The following is a 19,922-nucleotide window of genomic DNA, read 5'->3' on the forward strand; positions in this document are numbered from 1 at the left end:
GTCATACCTTCGGCTGAGCGGCGGAGGCGAGGGTGCCGCACACGGCGATCGAGCCGCCCGGTGCGTACGGGTCCGTGCCGGGCGGGGCCCCCGGCTTCACGGTCTGGCCGGCCAACAAGGGGTGGAAGCGGACCGCGGAGTCCACGGTGCAGGACAGCGGGCCGGCCTGGACGGAGGAGGTGACCAGCTGCACCTGGCGCAGCCGCAGGTCGTCGCGGTCGAAGCGGAACTGCATCTCGCGCCGGACGGTGAACAGCGAGGCCTGGGCCTGGGTGGCGGAGCCGGCCGGCTTGAGCGCGTAGACGAGGGTGGGGTCCGCCGTGACCTCCAGCGTGGCCGAGTCGGCCTCGACGGCCTGCAGGCTGCCCTGGACGCGGATCTGGGAGTCGGCCAGCTCGGCCCGGGCGGGGTCGAAGCGGACCAGCCAACCGGTCGACGCGTGCCGGCCGTCGGCGGCGGGGTGGTCGAAGCTCTGGTCGAACTGGTCGAGCTGGCTCGGGGCGAGCATGGCGCGGACGGTGTTGATCTCACCGCCGGTGAGCACCGCCGGGTCGAGGGAGGACGCGACGATGTAGTCCCTGACGGCGATCAGGGCGGAGGCGACCTGGCCGTCCGAGAAGTGGGCGGTGCGCCGGTGGGCGGGCAGCGGGATGCCCTCGGCACCGACGGCGAAGTGGGCGGCGGGGCTGTGCGCGTACAGGTACTCGGGGTCGGTGGACCCCGGCACCTTGCCCTGGGGGGCCAGCGGTACGACGGCCGTCCGCAGAGGTACGGCGGTCTGCTGGATCTGCGCGGGTCGGGTGGGGCTGCGTACGCTCATGTAGACGGCGGTGCCGAAGGCGAGGGCTATCAGCAGGACGAGTGCCATCGCCTGCCGGGGCAGTCCGCGGTGCAGCTGCGGGCGGCGGCGCACGGCGGGCGTGTGGTCGGTCATCCGCTCCCGCGCGGAGTACTCCTGCAGCCGGGCAGCACGGACGAACGACTCGTCGAAGACGACGGATCGGTATTCGTCCTCCGCACCTCCGGGGGCGCCCTCGGGTGTCCCTTCAGGCGGGTCTCCAGGCCCTCCCATATATTCAGGGTAGGTCTCGCGGAGCGCCGGTAAACGCCCTGCTGTCCGCCAAGTTCTGACAGGTTCTCACCAAGGTCGGCGCCGTGCTGTCAGGGTGTGCGGGGAACCGCCGAGACGGGCGGCGGGGAGGAGTCGACGGACGCGGAGGGGCCGCCGGGGCTGCCCTGTTCCAGGCCCGTGGAGGCCGGTGGCGGCACCTGGTCGCGGCTGCCGGAGGAACCGCCCCGGTAGACCGCCGCGAAGGCCAGCGCGACCATGCCGATCCCCATCACCAGGGCGAGCACCCAGGCGACGGGGCGGTGCCAGCGCACCTGCTTGCCGAACGTGCCGAGTGAGCCGTAGCGGCCGTCGAGGAGGTCTGAGTCGTCCAGCTCGTCGTCGAGGTCGCCGTCATGGGCGAAGCCGCGCCGGTCGGGGCCGTAGCCGTCGTCGTAGTGCTCGCCTCTCGCGTGGGCGCGGCGGGCCTCGGCCTCGGAGGCCTCGGCTCTGGCCTGGGCCGCGGCCAGAAGGCGTTCGACGGCGGTCGGCTCGTGGATCACGGCCGCCCGTACGAAGGCCTCGTCGAACACCACGGAGGCGAACTCTTCGTCCGACACCCCGCGGTCGTGGTCGTCGTCGGGCTCCCAGCCGTCAGGGAACGGCGTGCCCCCCACGTCCTCCGGCACGGATCCAGAGTAGACCTGGGGGGTCAATTTGGGCAGACGGTATGGGAATTCATCCGCCTGCTGAGACGCCGTTCCGACGGGCCCCCGGCCCAGCCTCCGCTCGGCCGCCGCCCGGCTTCGCTCAGCGCCGGATGTGCCCGTCGCCCGTGACGATGTACTTCGTGCTGGTCAGCTCCGGGAGGCCCATCGGGCCGCGGGCGTGCAGCTTCTGCGTGGAGATGCCGATCTCCGCGCCGAAGCCGAACTGTCCGCCGTCGGTGAAGCGGGTGGAGGCGTTCACGGCGACGGTGGTGGAGTCGACCAGTTGGGTGAACCGGCGGGCCGCCTGCTGCGAAGTGGTGACGATGGCCTCGGTGTGGCCGGAGGACCACAGCCGGATGTGCGCCACGGCCTTGTCCAGCGAGTCGACGACGGCTGCGGCGATGTCGTACGACAGGTACTCGGTGTCCCAGTCGTCCGGGGTGGCCTCGACGACCGTGGCCCGGGAGTCCTTGGCGTAGGCCATCACCCGCTCGTCGGCGTGCACGGTGACCCCGGCCTCGGCGAGGGCGTCCAGGGCGCGCGGCAGGAACTCGGCGGCGATGTCCTGGTGGACGAGGAGGGTCTCGGCGGCGTTGCACACGCTGGGCCGCTGCGCCTTGGAGTTGACGAGGATGTCGACGGCCATGCCGAGGTCGGCGCGCGCGTCGACGTAGACGTGGCAGTTGCCGGTGCCGGTCTCGATCACCGGGACGGTGGACTCGTTCACGACCGTCCGGATCAGGGAGGCGCCACCGCGCGGGATCAGCACGTCGACCAGGCCGCGGGCGCGCATCAGCTCGCGCACGCTCTCGCGGCTCTCGCCGGGCACGAGCTGCACGGCGTCGGCGGGCAGCCCGGCCCCGCCGACCGCGTCCCGGATCACCCGGACCAGAGCGGTGTTCGACTCGTAGGCCGAGGCCGAGCCGCGCAGCAGGACCGCGTTGCCGGACTTCAGGCACAGCGCGGCGGCGTCCACGGTGACGTTGGGCCGGGCCTCGTAGATGATGCCGACCACGCCGAGCGGGACGCGGACCTGGCGCAGGTCCAAGCCGTTGGGGAGGGTGGAGCCGCGGACCACCTCGCCGACCGGGTCGGGCAGCGCCACCACGTCGCGCACGTCGGCGGCGATGGCACGCACCCGCTCCGGGGTGAGGGTGAGCCGGTCGACGATGGCCTCGCTGGTGCCGGCCGCGCGGGCCTTGGCGACGTCCTTGGCGTTGGCCTCGACGATCTCGCTGGTACGGACCTCCAGGGCGTCCGCGACGGCGAGCAGCGCGTCGTCCTTCTCGGCGCGCGGCAGCGGCGCGAGGTCGGCGGCGGCGGCCTTGGCCCGGTAGGCGGCCTGGGCGACCGGGGACATCGAGTCGTACGGCGAGAGCGTGGTCATGAGGGCAGGGTAGTGCGGCCCGAGGACGGAAGCGGCAATTGTCCCGGCACCCGAGACACGACGCGCCGCGGCTCCCCGCAGGGGCGCCCGCCGTGGCCCCCAAGGGGGCCCGCAGGCTCCGGGGGCGTCGCCGGAAGCGGTCGCGGGACGGGCCGCCCCGGCGCCGGCCCCGCACGCCCCGGCGACATCCCGGCGCCGTCTCGATACTCGGCCGCCGGACCGGTACACCGGCACGCCTCGGACACCGCCCCGGCGAGCTCGCACGCCGTCCTGGCACACCCCGGCGCAGGCCCGGCACACCACCCCGGGCGACGCCCCCGGCTCGGCCCGGCACGCCCTGGCGTCGTCCCGGCACGCCTCGCACGCCTCCCCGGCAAACCCCCGGCGCCGTCCCCTCGCCCCGGGACCGCCGCGTTCGTCGCTCCGGGCTCCGGTTGAGGGCTCAGAAGGGGTGGACCCCCACCGGGGTCGCCGGGGGTGGGCCGTAGCCCTCGGCGAGACGCTGGTGGTAGGTGTCGCGGTCGACGACCTCCAGGCCGACGATCTCCCAGGGCGGCAGTTTCGCGCTCTGCCGGTGCTCGCCCCACAGCCGCAGGGCGACGGCCGCGGCGTCGTGCAGGTCCCGGGCCTCCTCCCAGTAGCGGATCTCGGCGTGGTCGTTCGCGTAGCGGCTGGTCAGCAGGAAGGGATGGTCGTGGGCGAGCTGTTCCAGGCCGCGCCGCACCTCCTGGAGCGGGGCCTCGACGCCGGAGACCCGGAGGGTGATGTGCCACAGCCGGGGAAGGTCCGCCGGCTCCCCGTCCGTGTCGGGCTTCTCGCCCGGCCGGCGCGCCCTCCCGTCCGGACCCGCGTCGCGCCCCGCAAGCCCCGCGTGCCCCGCACGTTCCTTCTCGTAGCGGTCACCGGCCGCCACGCTGGTCAGGGTGCGCTTCTCGCCGGCCGCACGGGACGGGGACCCGCCGGTACCACCGCGGGACGCCGCCGCCCCAGGGCGCACTCGTCTCACGACGGCCTCCTTTACCCAGTGCTCGTGCGGTTGGTGTCCCTGAGACAAAGTGCAGCAGGCCGCGCGGCTCCGTGGGGCGGTTTTACGGAACGTCCCCCACCTTCAGGCCACGGGCCCCCGGACGTTTCGGCCCATTACGCCTGCAGGAGCACCAGGTCGTCCCTGTGTACGACCTCGCGTTCGTACGCAGGTCCGAGCTCGCGGGCGAGTTCCCGCGTGGAGCGGCCGATCAGCCGGGGGATCTCCTTGGCGTCGAAGTTGACGAGCCCTCGGGCCACCGGCCGGCCCCGGCCGTCGCGCAGTTCGACCGGGTCGCCGGCGGTGAACTCGCCCTCGACGGCCGCGATGCCGGCGGGCAGCAGTGACTTGCGGCCCTCGACGACAGCGCGGACCGCGCCGTCGTCGAGGGTGAGGGAGCCCTGCGGGGTGGAGGCGTGCTGCAGCCACAGCAGCCGGTCGGCGGAGCGCTTGCCCGTGGGGTGGAAGTAGGTGCCGGTGTCCCCGCCGTTCAGGGCGTCGGCCGCATGGACCGCGCTGGTGAGCACCACGGGGATGCCGGCGGCGGCCGCGATGCGGGCCGCCTCGACCTTGGTGACCATGCCGCCGGTGCCGACGCCGGCCTTGCCGGCGCTGCCGATCTCGACGTCCGCGAGGTCGGCCGGTCCGTGCACCTCGGCTATCCGGGAGGTGCCGGGCCTGCTCGGGTCGCCGTCGTAGACGCCGTCCACGTCGGAGAGGAGCACGAGCAGGTCGGCGTGGACGAGATGGGCGACGAGGGCGGCGAGCCGGTCGTTGTCCCCGAAGCGGATCTCGTCGGTGGCGACGGTGTCGTTCTCGTTGACGATCGGGAGGGCGCCCATCGCGAGCAGCTTGTCGAGCGTGCGGGAGGCGTTGCGGTGGTGGGCGCGGCGACTGGTGTCGTCGCCGGTCAGCAGGACCTGGCCGACACGGATGCCGTAGCGGGCGAAGGAGGCGGTGTAGCGGGCCACGAGCAGTCCCTGGCCGACGCTGGCCGCGGCCTGCTGGCGGGCCAGGTCCTTGGGGCGGCGGCGCAGGCCCAGCGGGGCCAGCCCGGCTGCGATCGCGCCGGAGGAAACGAGGACGATCTCCTTCTCCCCCGTGCCGCGACTCTTGGCCAGGACGTCGACGAGCGCGTCCACCCGGTCGGCGTCCAGGCCGCCCGCTGCTGTGGTCAGCGACGAGGAACCCACCTTGACGACGATCCTGCGGGCCTCGTGCACGGCCTGCCTTGCCCCAGCCACGTCGTTCTCCGTCCCCTCGCGTCGGCTCGGCTCCCTGCCCGGAACTCCCTGCCCGAAAATCTACGTGAAGCGGGTCGGGAAGCGCGCATTCGTCCAGGACACGGACAGGGTGGCCGTGGTCCGGCGGGGCGGGGGCGGTGCGGCTGGCGCTCTCGTCGCGATCACCGGCCCCGGGCTCGGCCGTGCCGGCGGCGCCATCCCGGCCAGGCGGATTCGACCATCTCGTCGAGCCGTGGCGGGCGGTCCAGCCCGGCTCCGCGCGGATGCGGTGCACGGGAGGCGACGGCGCGGGCCGGGGCGCCGGGACGGCGGGCGGTCACCGCCGGCCTGACATCCTCGTTGCCCGTGGCCCCGAGGACGCGGTCCACCATCCGCGCCAGGGAACCCTCCTCGCCGCGCCCGATGTCGAGGACGAGGGAGGCGCCCTTCGGCGCCTCGATCAGGCGCCGGGCCGCCGCGAGACGGGCGGAGGCGATGTCCTGGACGTGAATGTGGTCACGACGCAGGTGCCGTCGGGCGTTGCGTGGTCGTCGCCGAAGATGCGGGGCGCCTGAGCGTCTCGAGCGGTTCGAACACCAGGGGCACGAGGTCGAAGACGCCCGAGTCGGACAGTTCGGGCGCGGCCGCTCCGGCCACGTCGAAGTAGCGCGCGCTCCAGGAGTGAGGCGTCCAGCACACTGCTCTCGACGAGGGGCACCCCCTCGGGGACCCGTTCGGCGCTGCCGGTCCAGAGGTCGACCGCCTCACAGGGGAGCACCTCCGTCGATGCCGTAGGGAAAACCGAGTCCGGCACGTCGGCACAACAACGGTCAAAACGAACCCGGTCGGCCATGAGGGGATTCTTACCGTGGACGGGCAAAAGGTAATTTCCGTCGCCGCGTAGGACTTCGGGCCACCAGGGGTGTTACAGCATCCCGCAACGGCGCCCACACCAACTTCAAGTGAATCCTTTACGCTGATGCGGCCGCCACGCTTCGCCGTCCATCGACAATCGGAGCGCGCCGGCCCCGCCCACACACGCGTGATCAGTTCTCGGAACAGGTTGTAAGGATGCCCAGACTCTCTCTCGTCGTCCCTGTGTACAAGGTTCAGGGCTACCTCGCCGAGTGCATGGACTCGGTCCTCGGGCAGGACTACCGGGACTTCGAGGTCATCGCGGTCGACGACTGCTCGCCGGATGGCTCGGGTGCAATCCTCGACGAGTACGCGGCACAGGATCCCCGTGTTCATGTGATTCACCTCACGGAAAACGTGGGACTTGGCCGCGCGCGCAACGCCGGAATGGAAAAGGTCCAAGGCGATTACGTCCTGTTTCTGGACAGTGACGACACGTTGGCGGACGGAGCGCTGCGGGCTATATCCGAGCGCCTCGACGACACCGGGGATCCCGAAATACTGATCTTCGACTACGCCCGCACCTATTGGTACGGGCGGGTCAGCCGCAACCAGCGGGCGGACCTGCTGCAGCACGAGGGCCCGGACGTCTTCTCCCTCGCCGACCGGCCGGAGCTGCTGGACCTGCTCCAGATCGTCTGGAACAAGGCCTACCGCCGAGACTTCGTCGCCCGCCACGGCCTCACCTTCCCGCCGGGGTACTACGAGGACGCCCCCTGGACGTTCTGTTCCATGATCAGCGCCGAGAGCATCGCCGTGCTCGACAAGGTCTGCGTCATGTACCGCCAGCGGCGCGAGGGCGGCAACATCCTCAAGACCGTCTCCCGCAAGCACTTCGACGTCTTCGACCAGTACCGCCGGGTCTTCGAGTTCGTCGACGCCCACCCGGAACTCGACCGCTGGCGCGCACCGTTGTTCTGCAAGATGGTCGACCACTACCTGACCGTCCTGGAGCGCCCCGAGCGCCTGCCGAACGACGCGCGGGCGGAGTTCTTCCACCGTGCCGCCGCCGACTACCGGGCCCGCCTGCCCAAGGGCTTCCAGCGGCCGACCGACGGCCAGGGCCGCAAGTACGCGATGCTGGAACGGGACGCATACGCCGCGATGGCCTCCGCCACGGCCGTGGTGAAGCTGCGTCAGACGGTGCGGACCCGCACCCGCAAGGCGGTCAACCGGTCCAAGCGCAGCGCGATGGGCGTCTTCTACCGGTCGCAGCTGCGCCTGCCGCTGGACGAGAACCTGGCGGTGTTCTCGGCCTACTGGGGCCGCAGTGTCTCCTGCAACCCGGCGGCCATCGACGCAGAGCTGGCCCGCAGGGCCCCGCAGATGCGCCGTGTGTGGGCCGTCCGGCCGGACGCGGTGGACCGGGTGCCCAACGGCGTGGACTACGTCCCGATCGGCTCCAAGGAGTACTGGGCGGCCGTCGCCCGCGCCAAGTACCTGGTCAACAACGTCAACTACCCCGACACCGTGGTCAAGCGCGAGGGTCAGATCCACGTGCAGACCCACCACGGCACGCCGCTGAAGAGCATGGGCCTGGACCAGCGCAACTACCCCGCTTCGACGAACATGAGCTTCGCCAAGCTCCTCAAGCGCTGCGACCGCTGGGACTTCAGCATCACCTCCAACCGGTTCACCACCGCCATCTGGGAGCGGGTCTACCCCTCCTCGTACGTGTCCCTGGAGACCGGCTACCCGCGCAACGACGCCCTCGTGAACGCCACCGCCGACGACGTGCGCAAGGCCCGCGAGGAGCTGGGTCTGAGCGCGAACAGCACGGTGTTCCTCTACATGCCCACGCACCGCGAGTACCAGCGGGGCTTCGTGCCCCGCCTCGACCTGGAGCGACTGGCCGAGCAGCTGGGCTCCGACGTCACCCTGCTGGTCCGCGGCCACTACTTCTACGGCGGTTCGGCCCGGCTCGAGACGCTGCAGGCCGCCGGGCGGATCATCGACGTGTCCGAGCACCCGTCGGTGGAGGAGCTGTACCTCGCCGCCGACGCCCTGATCACCGACTACTCGTCGGCGATGTTCGACTACGCCAACCTCGACCGCCCCATCGTGATCTTCGCGGACGACTGGGACACGTACTCCATGGTGCGCGGCACGTACTTCGACGTGCTGCGGGAGGGCCCGGGAGCGGTCGCCACGACGCAGGAGGAGCTGACCGAACTGCTCTCCTCCGACGAGTGGCGCGGCGAGCGGGCCGCCGAGGCGCGGGCCCGGTTCCGGCAGCGCTTCTGTGAGTTCGACGACGGTCGCGCGGCCGAGCGTGTCGTGCGGCACGTCTTCCTGGGCGAGCCGATCGCGGAACTCCCGCCGGTCGTGCCGCTGGCCGAGCGCGTGCCGGCCCCGCCGACCCGACCGGGCGCCACCGCCGGACCGGGCGCCCCCGCGGCCGATCCGGTGTCCGTCTGAGCCGGAGGCGACATCCGCCGCGAGTCCGGCGCCACAGCACGACGCCCGGCATCGGCGCCGTCGTCATCGTCCGCGACGCCGCGGATCGTCTGCCGACGGCGCCGCGGTCGTGCGTGCGGTGAGGTGGCGTCGGCCCCTTCGCGGGTCGGTGCCGTCGGCCTTCGCAGGGCCGGGCCGGCGTCGAGCGCGCGACCGGCCGGGGTGTGCGGTCCGGCGACGCGTCAACTCGTGGTGAGACTGCCTTCGATGGCGGCGAGCAGGGTGTCGCCGCAGGAGGCGGAGGTGCCCGCGGCCCAGCAGACGTAGCCGTCGGGACGGATGAGCAGGGCGGCGGCGCCGACGTCCTCGGTGCATGTGGCGCGGACGAGATCGACCCGGGACGGCAGCCCGAGGTCGGCCGGGACGGTTCCGGCCAGATCGAGCAGGACCGCGTGCCCCGCGCCGAACAGCGACGACAGCCGGGTGGGGCCGACTTCGGTGACCAGCTCCGTATCCGGCAGGCGCTGCCCGGTGAGCGGGTGATCGCCGGGCAGCGGGTAGCCCAGCGAGAGGCCCGACATCAGTCCTGCGAGATGGCGGTTGGTGTCGGGCAGGCGCAGCAGGTCGATGAAGATGTCGCGCAGAGCGGCCACGTCCTCGCTCGGGTTCGGATCCGCCAGGACGCGCTGCGCCGACGTGTGGTGCAGGACCTGTGCCCCGACCGGATGCCGTTCGGCGTGGTAGCTGTCCAGGAGGCCGCTCGGCGCCCGGTCCTGGACGGTGGCGGCCAGTTTCCAGCCGAGGTTGAAGGCGTCCTGGATGCCGAGGTTGAGCCCCTGGCCGCCCAGCGGCGGGTGGATGTGTGCGGCGTCGCCCCCGAACAGGACACGGCCCGTGCGGTAGTGCTCCAGTTGCCGGGTGGCGTCGCTGAACCGCGAGGAGTTGTCCACGGCGCCGAGGGTGGTCTCAGGGCCGTACACGGCCTGCAGCGCGGCGGCGATCTCCTCGTGGCCGACCGGGGTGTCGCGGTCGCTGTCCGCCTGCTCCGCGCGCCCGAAGGTGAACCGGTACCGGTCGCCGCCGAGCGGGACCAGCATGCCCCAGTAACCGCCCGCATGACGGATCAGGGTGCTCATGTGCCCCGCCTGCCGCGGCACCAGCGACGAGACAGCGGACAGACGGATGTCGGCCAGCGCCGCCTGATGGGTCCCGGGCCTGCCGGGAAAGGGCAGCCCGAGCAGCTTGCGCACCGTGCTGTGGCCGCCGTCGCACGCCACGAGGTAGCGTGCCCGCGCCCGCAGACCGTCCGCCGTCACGTTCACACCGTCGTCGTCGGACTCGACCCCGCAGACGGCTGTGCCGCGCAGCACCCGCGCGCCGGCGGCGGTCGCCCGCTCCTCGAGCACTTCCTCGATCTCCCACTGAGGGATCGCGATCGGGAAGGGGTGCCTGGTCCGCCAGGGGGTGCAGTCCAAGGGCACGGGCAGGGCCGCGAAATGCCCGCCCACCGGTTCACGCGACGTGGCCCGCTCCAGCAACGGCTCCAGCAGCCCGCGCAGCTCCAGCAACTCGGCGGTACGGGGCTGGATCCCGCCGCCCTTCACCTGCTCGATCCGCCGGGGCAGCTTCTCCAGCACCAGGGTCTCCACCCCTGCCAGGGTCAGTTCGCACGCCAGCATCAGTCCGGTCGGGCCTGCGCCCGCGATGACGACCTCGGTCTCGATCTCGGTCTCTCCCAACACCTTCACTCCGTCTCATTTCTCGCCTCGGGGCAAAGGTATACCAGGTGCAGAAATATCCTGAGTGAACCCTCTGCTACGGTGGGCGCCGTGGACGGCAAGCCAGGGCTGAGGGAACGAAAGAAGCGGCAGACCCACGCGGCGATCTCGGATGCGGCGATCACGCTGTTCCTCGAACACGGCTTCAACCAGGTGTCGGTGGCCCAGGTGGCCGAGGCGGCCGAGGTGTCCAAACGGACGCTCTTCGCCTACTTCCCCACGAAGGAAGACCTCGTGGTGCATCGCCTGGCCGACCACGAGACCGAGATCGCACGCGTCGTACGGGCCCGCCCGCCGCGCACCGCCCCGCTGACCGCGGTGCGCGAGCACTTCCTCGAGGGGCTGCGCGAGCGGGACCCCATCACCGGGCTCAACGACCATCCCCAGGTGCTCAGGCTCACCCGGATGATCCTCGACGCGCCCTCGCTGGTGGCCCGGATGGAACGGTTCAAGGCCGGCGCGGAACGCGCACTGGCCCGGGCGCTGCGGGAAACGGCGGACACGCCGGAACTCACCGCCCGGTTGGCCGCCGTCCAGATCGTCGCGGTCCACTGGGCGCTGGCCCAGGACAACGCCGACCGCCTGGCGCACGGAGAGCCGGCCGACACGCGCTACGCGGGTGCCGTGGCCGACACGGAACACGCGTTCGCGCTGCTGGAGAACGGCTTGCGGCAACTGGCGGCGCAGCGCTGACTCACGGTCTCCGAGCCGCGGGCTCGGGCGTTGTACCGCCCGCGGCTGCGTATCGGCTCGACCGGTACGGCCGGTACGACCGCCGACGCCCCGTCAGCCGCTCATCCGGGGCGACGGGGCTCAGCGAACCTCAGAACGGCTCGAAGTCGTCGTAATCCCGCTCGGCCTCGTCACGTTCGGCCTGGCGTTCGCGGCGGCGCTGCGCGGCCGGGCGTACGCCCTCGAAGCGGTGGTCCTCGCCACGGCGGCCGAGCATCTCCGCACCCGCCATCACCGACGGCTCCCAGTCGAAGACGACCGCATTGTCCTCGGGGCCGATGGCGACGCCGTCGCCCGCCCGGGCGCCCGCCTTCATCAGCTCCTCCTCGACACCGAGGCGGCCCAGCCGGTCGGCGAGGTAGCCGACGGCCTCGTCGTTGTTGAAGTCGGTCTGGCGCACCCAGCGTTCGGGCTTCTCGCCGCGCACCCGGAACAGACCGTCCTCCTCGCGGGAGACCGTGAAACCGGCCTCGTCGACGGCCTTCGGGCGGATGACGATGCGCGTCGCCTCCTCCTTCGGCCGGGCGGCACGTGCCCTCGCCACCAGGTCGGCGAGCGCGTACGACAGGTCCTTCAGCCCGGTGTGCGCCACCGCCGACACCTCGAAGACCCGGTAGCCGCGCTCCTCGAGGTCCGGCCGGACCATGTCGGCGAGGTCCTTGCCGTCGGGCACGTCGATCTTGTTCAGGACGACGATGCGCGGACGGTTGTCCAGGCCGCCGTACTGCCGCAGCTCCTCCTCGATGACGTCGAGGTCGGAGACCGGGTCGCGGTCGGACTCCAACGTCGCGGTGTCCAGGACGTGGACGAGGACGCTGCACCGCTCCACGTGCCGCAGGAACTCCAGGCCCAGGCCCTTGCCCTGGCTGGCGCCCGGGATCAGCCCGGGCACGTCGGCGATCGTGTAGACGGTCGAACCGGCCGTCACCACACCGAGGTTGGGGACGAGAGTCGTGAACGGGTAGTCCGCGATCTTCGGCTTGGCCGCGCTGAGCACGGAGATCAGCGAGGACTTGCCGGCGCTCGGGTAACCGACCAGCGCCACGTCGGCGACGGTCTTCAGCTCCAGGACGATGTCGCCGAGGTCCCCGGGCTCGCCGAGCAGCGCGAAGCCGGGCGCCTTGCGCCGCGCCGAGGCCAGCGCCGCGTTGCCGAGGCCGCCCCGGCCGCCCTGCGCGGCGACGTACGAGGTGCCGTGGCCGACCAGGTCGGCGAGCACGTTGCCCGCCTTGTCGAGGACGACCGTGCCGTCCGGCACCGGCAGCACGAGGTCCTCACCGTCCTTGCCGGAGCGGTTGCCGCCCTCGCCGGGCTTGCCGTTGGTGGCCTTGCGGTGCGGGGAGTGGTGGTAGTCGAGCAGCGTGGTGACGGACTGGTCGACGGTGAGGATCACATCGCCGCCGCGCCCGCCGTTGCCCCCGTCGGGGCCGCCCAGCGGCTTGAACTTCTCACGGTGCACGGAGGCACAGCCGTGGCCCCCGTTACCCGCGGCGACATGGAGCTCGACGCGGTCCACGAAGGTGGTCATGGTGCAGTGCCTCCTGGGGGTCCCCCCGGCCGAAGACCGGAGGAGTACGAAATGTCTCTACGTCAACACGCGAAAGGCGGACCCGCCTTCCCGACCGGGAAGTGAGGTCCGCCTCGCGCGACGAAAGTTCGGTCGGAACCGATGAATCAGCTGATCAGGCGATTCAGATGACTCAGGCGACCGGAACGACGTTCACGACCTTGCGGCCACGGTGGGTACCGAACTCCACCGCACCGGCCTCGAGCGCGAACAGCGTGTCGTCGCCGCCACGGCCGACGCCCGCACCGGGGTGGAAGTGGGTGCCGCGCTGGCGGACCAGGATCTCACCCGCGTTGACGACCTGACCGCCGAAGCGCTTCACGCCGAGCCGCTGGGCGTTGGAGTCGCGACCGTTCCGGGTGGACGATGCGCCCTTCTTGTGTGCCATGTCTCTTCAGTCCCTTACTTCGCAGCCGTGGGGATCGACGTGACCTTGATCGCCGTGTACTGCTGGCGGTGGCCCTGCCGACGGCGGTAGCCGGTCTTGTTCTTGTAGCGCAGAATGTCGATCTTCTGGCCCTTGTGGTGGTCCACGACCTCGGCCTGGACCTTGATGCCGGCCAGCACCCACGGGTCGCTGGTCACGGAGTCGCCGTCGACAACGAGCAGGGTCGAGAGCTCGACCGTGTCGCCAACCTTGGCAGTGGAAATCTTGTCAACCTCGACGATGTCGCCGACAGCAACCTTGTGCTGGCGACCGCCGCTGCGCACGATGGCGTACACGCGGATCTCACTCTCTCGCTCGGGAAACGGCACCCCCGCAGGCCAGCCACCCGGCACAGCGGGCGACCTCTCCCGGCCAACCCAGTGCCCGGGAGGAAGAGGTTTACGGGGATGTGGCGTGCTCAATGGACACGCCGACGGTCTAGGTTACGGGGCCTGCCCGGCAGGGGTCAAACCGGGCCACCGTGTCACCCGGCGACAGCCGCGACGTATTCCGCGTACGCCGCCTTGACGCGCTCCGGTGACAGGTCGAGGTGCTCCAGGATCGTGTACCGGCCGGGCCGGGTCTCCGGGGCGAACTCCACCGCCCGGGCGAACTCCTCGTCGCTGAACCCGATCTCCTCGGCCACCACCGGCAGCCCGTGCCGGCGCAGCCCGTCGGCCATCAGCCGGGCCTGGTCGTGCTCCCCGCGCAGATGCGTCGCGAAGGCCGCGCCGATCCCCACCTGCTCGCCGTGGCTGGCCGCCCGCGTGGGGTACAGCAGGTCCAGCGCGTGGCTGATCTCGTGGCAGGCGCCGGAGGAGGGGCGGGTGTGGCCGGCGATCGACATGGCGATGCCCGACAGCATCAGCCCTTCGGCGAGCACGCTCAGGAACGCGTCGTCGCCGCAGCCGCCCGGGTGCCGCAGCACCGCCTCGCCGGCCTGCCGGGCCATGGCGGCGGCCAGGCCGTCCACCTTCTCGCCGTTGACGCGGTGGGACAGCTCCCAGTCCGCGACGGCCGAGATGTTCGACAGGGCGTCGCCGACCCCCGAGCGCACGTACCGCAGCGGTGCCTCGCGTATCACCGCGAGGTCGATCACCAGCGCGATGGGGGCGGGCACGCCGTACGAGCCGCGTCCGGCATCGTTGTCCAGGATGGACACCGGCGAGCAGATGCCGTCGTGGGAGAGGTTGGTGGCGACGGCCACCATGGGCAGCCCGAGGCGCGCCGCCGAGTACTTCGCGCAGTCGATGACCTTGCCGCCGCCGAGGCCGACCACCGCGTCGTAGCGGCCGGACTTCATCTCGTCGGCCAGCCGGATCGCGTCGTCGAGGGTGCCGCCGCCCACCTCGTACCAGGTGGCACCGGGCAGCAGGGGCGCGATCCGCTCGCGCAGCAGGGCCCCGGAGCCGTTGCTGACCGCGACGGCCAGCCGCCCCGAGTGCGAGATCCGCTCGTCGGCGAGCACGCTCGCCAGGTCGTTCAGCGCACCGGGGCGGATGTCGACGGCGACCGGCGAGGGGATGAGCCGGGTCAGTACTGGCACGCGATCTCCCGGCCCTTGGCGAGGTCGTCGTGGTTGTCGATCTCCACCCACTTCACGTCGCCGATCGGCGCCACGTCGATCTGGAAGCCGCGGTCGACCAGCTCCTGGTAGCCGTCCTCGTAGTACAGCTGCGGGTCCCGCTCGAAGGTCGTCCGCAGCGCGTCGGCCAGCTCGGCCGACGCCTCGCCCTCGATCAGCGTGACACCGATGTACTCGCCGGTCGCCTCCGCCGGGTCCATCAGCTTGGTGATCCGCCGCACGCCCTTGTCGGGGTCGACGACGACCTTCATCTCCTCCTCGGCCAGGGACTTCGCCGTGTCCAGGGCGAGGATGATCCGCTTGCCGTCGCCGCGGGCGGCCAGCAGGGTCTTCTCCACGGAGACCGGGTGGACGGTGTCGCCGTTGGCGAGGATCACGCCGTCCTTCAGTGCCTCACGGCCGCACCACAGGGAGTAGGCGTTGTTCCACTCCTCGGCCTTGTCGTTGTCGATGAGGGTGAGCTTCAGGCCGTACTTCTGTTCCAGCGCCGCCTTGCGCTCGTACACGGCCTCCTTGCGGTAGCCCACGATGACCCCGACCTCGGTCAGACCCACCTCGGCGAAGTTGCCCAGGGTCAGGTCCAGGACCGTCAGGCTGTCGGGTGCGTCCTCCGGCCCCACCGGCACCAGCGCCTTGGGCAGGGTGTCGGTGTAGGGGCGCAGACGCCGTCCGGCGCCGGCCGCCAGCACGAGGCCTATCATCCGCGGTTCTCTCCTTATGTCGCAGGTCGCGGCCTTTGGTGAAGGCCGCGCAAAACGGTGTGGTCCCGCCCCCGAAGGGACGGGACCACACCGCATCGGTCGAGGGGATCAGCCCTCGTCGGTCGCCGCCGAGACGGACGGCAGCGACTGCTGCGCCGCCGCGGTCTTCTTCGACGCCGACTTCTTCGCCGCCGTGGCCGTCTTGGCGGTCTTCGCCGCCTTCTTGGCCGTCGCCTTCTTGGCGGCGGTCTTCTTGGCCGCCGTCTTCTTCGTGGCGGCCTTCTTCGCCGTGGCCTTCTTGGCGGCCTTGCGGGCCGTCTTCTTGGCCGGAGCGGCCTCCTCGGCCGGCTCCGCGCTCTCGGCCGCCGGCTCCACCGGCTCGGTGGCCGCCGCGGCTTCGACGGTGGGCGCCTCGGCGGCCTCCTCCTCAGCCGGAGCCGACGGGACGACCACGACTGCCGCCTCCTCGGACGTGGTCGGCGCGGTGGCCTTGCGCACGGCGCGACGGCGCGGACGGGCCGGGGCGGCGGCCTCGGCGGGCACCTCGGCCTGCTCGGCCGCCGGGGTCTCCTCGGCGGGGGCGGCGGGCTGCGGCTCGGGGGCCGTCTGCGCGGCCTCCGGCACCGTCACCACGGCCGCCTCGGCCCCGGCGGGGGAACCGGCCGGCGCAGACACCTTGCGGGTCGCGCGGCGGCGCGTACGGCCCTTGGGCGCGGCCTCCTCGGCGGCCGGTGCCTCGGTCGCCGCAGCGGCCTCGACGACCGGGTCCTCCACGGCCACGGGCTCGGCCTGCGCCTCGGCGGCCGGCTCCGGGCGCACCGGGCGCTCGGCCTCCTCCGCGGCGGTGACCTCCTGGGCCGTGGGAGCCGTGGCGGCCGGGCGGCCGCCGTCGGCCATCGCCTTCGGCGCACCCGCGGGAGCGGACGCCCGGCGGCTCGCCCGGCGCCGGCCGCGGCCGCGACCCACCGCGGCCTCCGCCTCGGCGACGCTGCTGTACAGCTCCTCGTCCGGGGCGATCTCGGGCGCGGGGAGCGCCACCGGCTCGGAGACCTCGGCGGCGACCTCGGCCTCGGTCTCCGCCTCCTCCTCGGCGGTCTGGGCGGCGGCCTCGGTGGCCACGGCCTCGTGCTCGTGCGGCTGCTCGGCGCCTGCGCGGGCGCGCTTGCGGCGCTTGCCCGCACCGGCGGCGGCCTGGGCCTGCTCCATGTGGACGATGACACCGCGGCCGTTGCAGTGGACACAGGTCTCGGAGAAGGACTCCAGCAGACCCTGGCCGACCCGCTTGCGGGTCATCTGCACCAGGCCCAGCGAGGTCACCTCGGCCACCTGGTGCTTCGTACGGTCGCGGCCCAGGCACTCCAGCAGACGGCGCAGCACCAGGTCGCGGTTGGACTCCAGGACCATGTCGATGAAGTCGATCACGATGATGCCGCCGAGGTCGCGCAGCCGCAGCTGGCGCACGATCTCCTCGGCCGCCTCCAGGTTGTTCCTGGTGACCGTCTCCTCCAGGTTGCCGCCCTGGCCGGTGAACTTGCCGGTGTTGACGTCGATGACGACCATCGCCTCGGTCCGGTCGATCACCAGCGAGCCGCCGCTGGGCAGCCAGACCTTGCGGTCCAGCGCCTTGGCGAGCTGCTCGTCGATCCGGTAGGTGGCGAAGACGTCGACCTCGCTGGTCCAGAGCGACAGCCGCGGGGCGAGGTCCGGCGCGACGTGCGAGACGTAGCCGTGGATGGTCTCCCAGGCCTCGTCACCGCTGACGATGACCTTGGAGAAGTCCTCGTTGAAGATGTCGCGCACGACCCGGACGGTCATGTCCGGCTCGCCGTACAGCAGCGACGGCGCGCTCGAGCCGTTCTTGGCCTTCTTCTGGATCTCCTCCCACTGCGCCTGCAGCCGCTCGACGTCCCGGCGCAGCTCCTCCTCGCTCGCGCCCTCGGCGGCGGTGCGCACGATGACGCCCGCGTCCTCGGGGACGATCTTCTTGAGGATGGTCTTCAGCCGGGCCCGCTCGGTGTCGGGCAGCTTGCGGCTGATGCCGGTCATCGAGCCCTCGGGGACGTACACGAGGTAGCGGCCCGGGAGGGAGACCTGGCTGGTCAGGCGGGCGCCCTTGTGCCCGATCGGGTCCTTGGTGACCTGGACGAGCACCGACTGCCCGGACTTCAGGGCGGACTCGATCCGGCGCGGGCCGTTGGCCATGCCCAGCGCCTCGAAGTTGACCTCGCCGGCGTACAGGACGGCGTTGCGGCCCTTGCCGATGTCGATGAAGGCGGCCTCCATCGACGGCAGGACGTTCTGCACCTTGCCCAGGTACACGTTGCCGACGTACGAGGTCGACTGCTCCTTGTTGACGTAGTGCTCGACGAGCACGCCGTCCTCCAGGACGCCGATCTGCGTGCGGTCGCCGTGCTGGCGCACGACCATCACGCGCTCGACGGCCTCGCGGCGGGCCAGGAACTCGGCCTCGGTGATGATCGGGACGCGGCGGCGGCCCTGCTCGCGGCCCTCGCGGCGGCGCTGCTTCTTGGCCTCCAGGCGGGTCGAGCCCTTGATGGACTGCACCTCGTCGGCCGGGTGCTCGTCCTTCTCCTTCTTGCGCGGCTCGCGGACCTTGACGACGGTGCGCTCGGGGTCGTCGGCGGACGGCTCGCCGTCCACGCCGCTGTCACCGGCCCGGCGACGGCGCCGACGGCGGCGACGGCTGCTGGTGCTGCCGCCGGTGGCGCCGCCCGCGGACTCCTCGTCCTCGTCGCCCGTGTCGGCCTCCGCCTCCTCCTCGGTGTCTTCCTCGATCTGCTCGGCGGTGTCCTCGGCGTCCTGCGCGGCCTGGGCGGCGGCGAGCTCCGCGCCCTCCTCCGCCTCCTCGTCCCCGCCGGTCTCCGCGGCATCGCCCCTGCGGCGGCGACGGCCTCCGCGGCGACGGCGGCGCCGGGAACCGGTCTCCTCGCCCTCTTCCTCGGCGGCCTCCTCGGCCGACTCAGGCTCCTCGCCCTCTTCCTCGGCGGTGGCCTCGGCGGCCTCGGGCTCCTCGCCGGAGCCGGCGCCCCGGCGACGGCGACGGCGGCGCGTCCCGGCCTGCTCGGCCTGCTCGGCCTGCTCGGCCCGCTCCTCCGGGAACTCCTCGGTCTCCTCGCCGTCCTCGGTCTCGGCGGCCTCGGCGGCCGCTTCGGCGGCGGCCCGCTGCGGGGTCTGGAACTTCGGCTCGGTGAAGACCGGCGGCTGGAACACGGCGACGGCCGGCCGCGCGCGGCGGCGCGGCGACTCGGCCTCGGCGACCTGGGCCTCCGGGGCGGCCGGCTGCGCGGCGGGCTCCGAGAACCCGGTCGCGGCACGCCGCACGACCCGGCGCCGGCCACGACGCGGCCCGGCCTCCTCGGCGACGGGGGCCTGCGGGGCCTCGGCGGGCTTCGCCTCAGCGGTCTCAGCGGCCGCGGAAGCCTCGCTGGTCACGGCGGCTTCGGCGGTGGCGACGGCCGCAGCGGTCTGCGGCACCGGCTCGCTCACCTCGTCCGCCGGCGCACCGGCGGGCGCGGACACACGACGCGTGGCACGACGGCGGGTCCGCCGGGGTGCCGCCTCCTCCGCCTCTTCGGCGGCCTGTGCGGCAGGAGCGGGCTGCTGGTCGGCGGCCTCGGCGGCCGAGGGCTCGACGGCGGGCACCTGCGAGGCCTCGGTCACCGCCTCGTCCGTGTCGCCCGCGGGCGCGGACACGCGACGCGTGGCACGACGGCGGGTCCGTCGCGGAGCGGCCTCCTCCTCGGCGGGGGCGGGCGCCTCCTCGGCGGGGGTCTCGGCGACGGCGGTCTCGGCCAGTGCCTCGGCCTCGCCGGGCTGCGGCGCTCCGGTCGGCGCGGATGCGCGGCGGCGGGTGCGACGGGCGGGCGCGGGCGCCTCGGCGGGCGTCTCCGGGGCCGCTTCGGCCGCGGCCTGCTCCGCAAGGACAGCCGGCTCGGTGGCCTCGGCGGGCGCGACCGTCTCGGCCGTTCCGGTGGACGCCGTGGCCGCGGCGGGCGCGGCGACGCTGCGCGTGGCGCGGCGGCGGGTACGCCGGGGCGCGGCGGCCTCGCCGGTCTCCACGGTTCCGCCGGACGTCTCGTCCGCGGCCTCGGCGGCCGGCGTCGCGGCGGCGGGGGCCGCCGGCACGACGGTCTCGGCGGCGGGGGCCGTCCGAGTGGCCTTGGGCGCCCCGGACGGTGCGGAGGCCCTACGGCGCGTGCGGCGCGCGGGCGCGGGCTCCTCGACGAGGGCGGCCGCCTCGACGGCCTCGCCCTCCGACTGCGCCACCGGCTCCTTCTGCTCCACCTGCTCCGCGAGTTCGGCGGACTCGGCAGGCGGTATGGCCGGCGTGGTGATCTCGGCCGACGCCTCGGTGGCGGCGGCGGTGGCGGCACCACGCCCGCCTGCAGCGCGGTGTACGCCGTCAGC

Annotated in this window: 14 protein-coding genes and 1 pseudogene; 2 read left to right on the plus strand and 13 right to left on the minus strand. The window is 72.8% G+C overall.

Translation table 11 applies throughout. The features are described from left to right. Nucleotide 1: 1 nt before the first annotated feature. The 6 genes and pseudogenes from BZY54_RS42800 to BZY54_RS54105 form a co-directional block, all read right to left on the minus strand. Nucleotides 2-1,072: an SCO2583 family membrane protein gene (locus BZY54_RS42800; protein WP_086730768.1), complete on the minus strand. Its 1,071-nt coding sequence runs from the start codon at nt 1,070-1,072 to the stop codon at nt 2-4. A gap of 89 nt (nt 1,073-1,161) precedes the next feature. Further along, complete coding sequence (locus BZY54_RS42805) at nt 1,162-1,737, minus strand: SCO2584 family spore wall biosynthesis protein (protein ID WP_483025159.1); 576 nt, start codon at nt 1,735-1,737, stop codon at nt 1,162-1,164. A 121-nt stretch (nt 1,738-1,858) separates the two neighbouring features. After that, complete coding sequence (locus tag BZY54_RS42810) at nt 1,859-3,145, minus strand: glutamate-5-semialdehyde dehydrogenase (RefSeq protein WP_086730770.1); 1,287 nt, start codon at nt 3,143-3,145, stop codon at nt 1,859-1,861. Between the two features lie 442 nt (nt 3,146-3,587). Beyond that, nucleotides 3,588-4,142 (minus strand): hypothetical protein, encoded by a 555-nt coding sequence (locus BZY54_RS42815; protein ID WP_086730771.1) that lies wholly within the window; start codon nt 4,140-4,142, stop codon nt 3,588-3,590. A 143-nt stretch (nt 4,143-4,285) separates the two neighbouring features. Beyond that, entirely contained in the window at nt 4,286-5,413 is a 1,128-nt protein-coding gene (proB, locus tag BZY54_RS42820; RefSeq protein WP_086730772.1) for a glutamate 5-kinase, read from the minus strand. A 161-nt stretch (nt 5,414-5,574) separates the two neighbouring features. Next, nucleotides 5,575-6,067: pseudogene (locus BZY54_RS54105) on the minus strand (UDP-glucose 4-epimerase GalE); the annotation flags it as partial. Between the two features lie 396 nt (nt 6,068-6,463). On the opposite strand from BZY54_RS54105, the gene BZY54_RS42830 reads away from it, so the two are divergent. After that, complete coding sequence (locus tag BZY54_RS42830) at nt 6,464-8,725, plus strand: bifunctional glycosyltransferase/CDP-glycerol:glycerophosphate glycerophosphotransferase (protein ID WP_086730773.1); 2,262 nt, start codon at nt 6,464-6,466, stop codon at nt 8,723-8,725. Between the two features lie 221 nt (nt 8,726-8,946). Here the strand turns inward: BZY54_RS42830 and BZY54_RS42835 are convergent, their stop codons facing one another. Beyond that, complete coding sequence (locus BZY54_RS42835; protein ID WP_425276376.1) at nt 8,947-10,452, minus strand: FAD-dependent oxidoreductase; 1,506 nt, start codon at nt 10,450-10,452, stop codon at nt 8,947-8,949. A gap of 81 nt (nt 10,453-10,533) precedes the next feature. On the opposite strand from BZY54_RS42835, the gene BZY54_RS42840 reads away from it, so the two are divergent. Further along, on the plus strand, nt 10,534-11,175 hold the full coding sequence (locus tag BZY54_RS42840) for a TetR/AcrR family transcriptional regulator (RefSeq protein WP_208640938.1): 642 nt from the start codon (nt 10,534-10,536) through the stop codon (nt 11,173-11,175). A gap of 130 nt (nt 11,176-11,305) precedes the next feature. On the opposite strand, the gene obgE is transcribed toward BZY54_RS42840, so the two are convergent. From obgE to BZY54_RS42870, 6 genes are all read right to left on the minus strand, one after another. Further along, nucleotides 11,306-12,742, minus strand: coding sequence for a GTPase ObgE (obgE, locus tag BZY54_RS42845; protein WP_086730775.1), 1,437 nt, complete (start codon nt 12,740-12,742; stop codon nt 11,306-11,308). 172 nt (nt 12,743-12,914) lie between these two features. Further along, complete coding sequence (rpmA, locus tag BZY54_RS42850) at nt 12,915-13,169, minus strand: 50S ribosomal protein L27 (protein WP_086730776.1); 255 nt, start codon at nt 13,167-13,169, stop codon at nt 12,915-12,917. A 14-nt stretch (nt 13,170-13,183) separates the two neighbouring features. Further along, nucleotides 13,184-13,504, minus strand: a complete 321-nt coding sequence (gene rplU / locus BZY54_RS42855) for a 50S ribosomal protein L21 (RefSeq protein ID WP_028422127.1) — start codon at nt 13,502-13,504, stop codon at nt 13,184-13,186. 188 nt (nt 13,505-13,692) lie between these two features. Further along, nucleotides 13,693-14,754, minus strand: coding sequence for an iron-containing alcohol dehydrogenase family protein (locus BZY54_RS42860; protein WP_086730777.1), 1,062 nt, complete (start codon nt 14,752-14,754; stop codon nt 13,693-13,695). Further along, on the minus strand, nt 14,742-15,494 hold the full coding sequence (locus tag BZY54_RS42865) for a phosphocholine cytidylyltransferase family protein (protein ID WP_086730778.1): 753 nt from the start codon (nt 15,492-15,494) through the stop codon (nt 14,742-14,744). Before BZY54_RS42865 ends, BZY54_RS42860 begins: the two co-directional genes overlap by 13 nt. A gap of 108 nt (nt 15,495-15,602) precedes the next feature. Then, nucleotides 15,603-19,922, minus strand: a 4,320-nt coding sequence (locus BZY54_RS42870; RefSeq protein ID WP_425276377.1) for an Rne/Rng family ribonuclease, incomplete at its 5' end; no start/stop codon positions are given.

Origin of the sequence: Streptomyces carpinensis, assembly GCF_002154505.1 — a bacterium.
GTDB classification, from domain to species: domain Bacteria; phylum Actinomycetota; class Actinomycetes; order Streptomycetales; family Streptomycetaceae; genus Streptomyces; species Streptomyces carpinensis.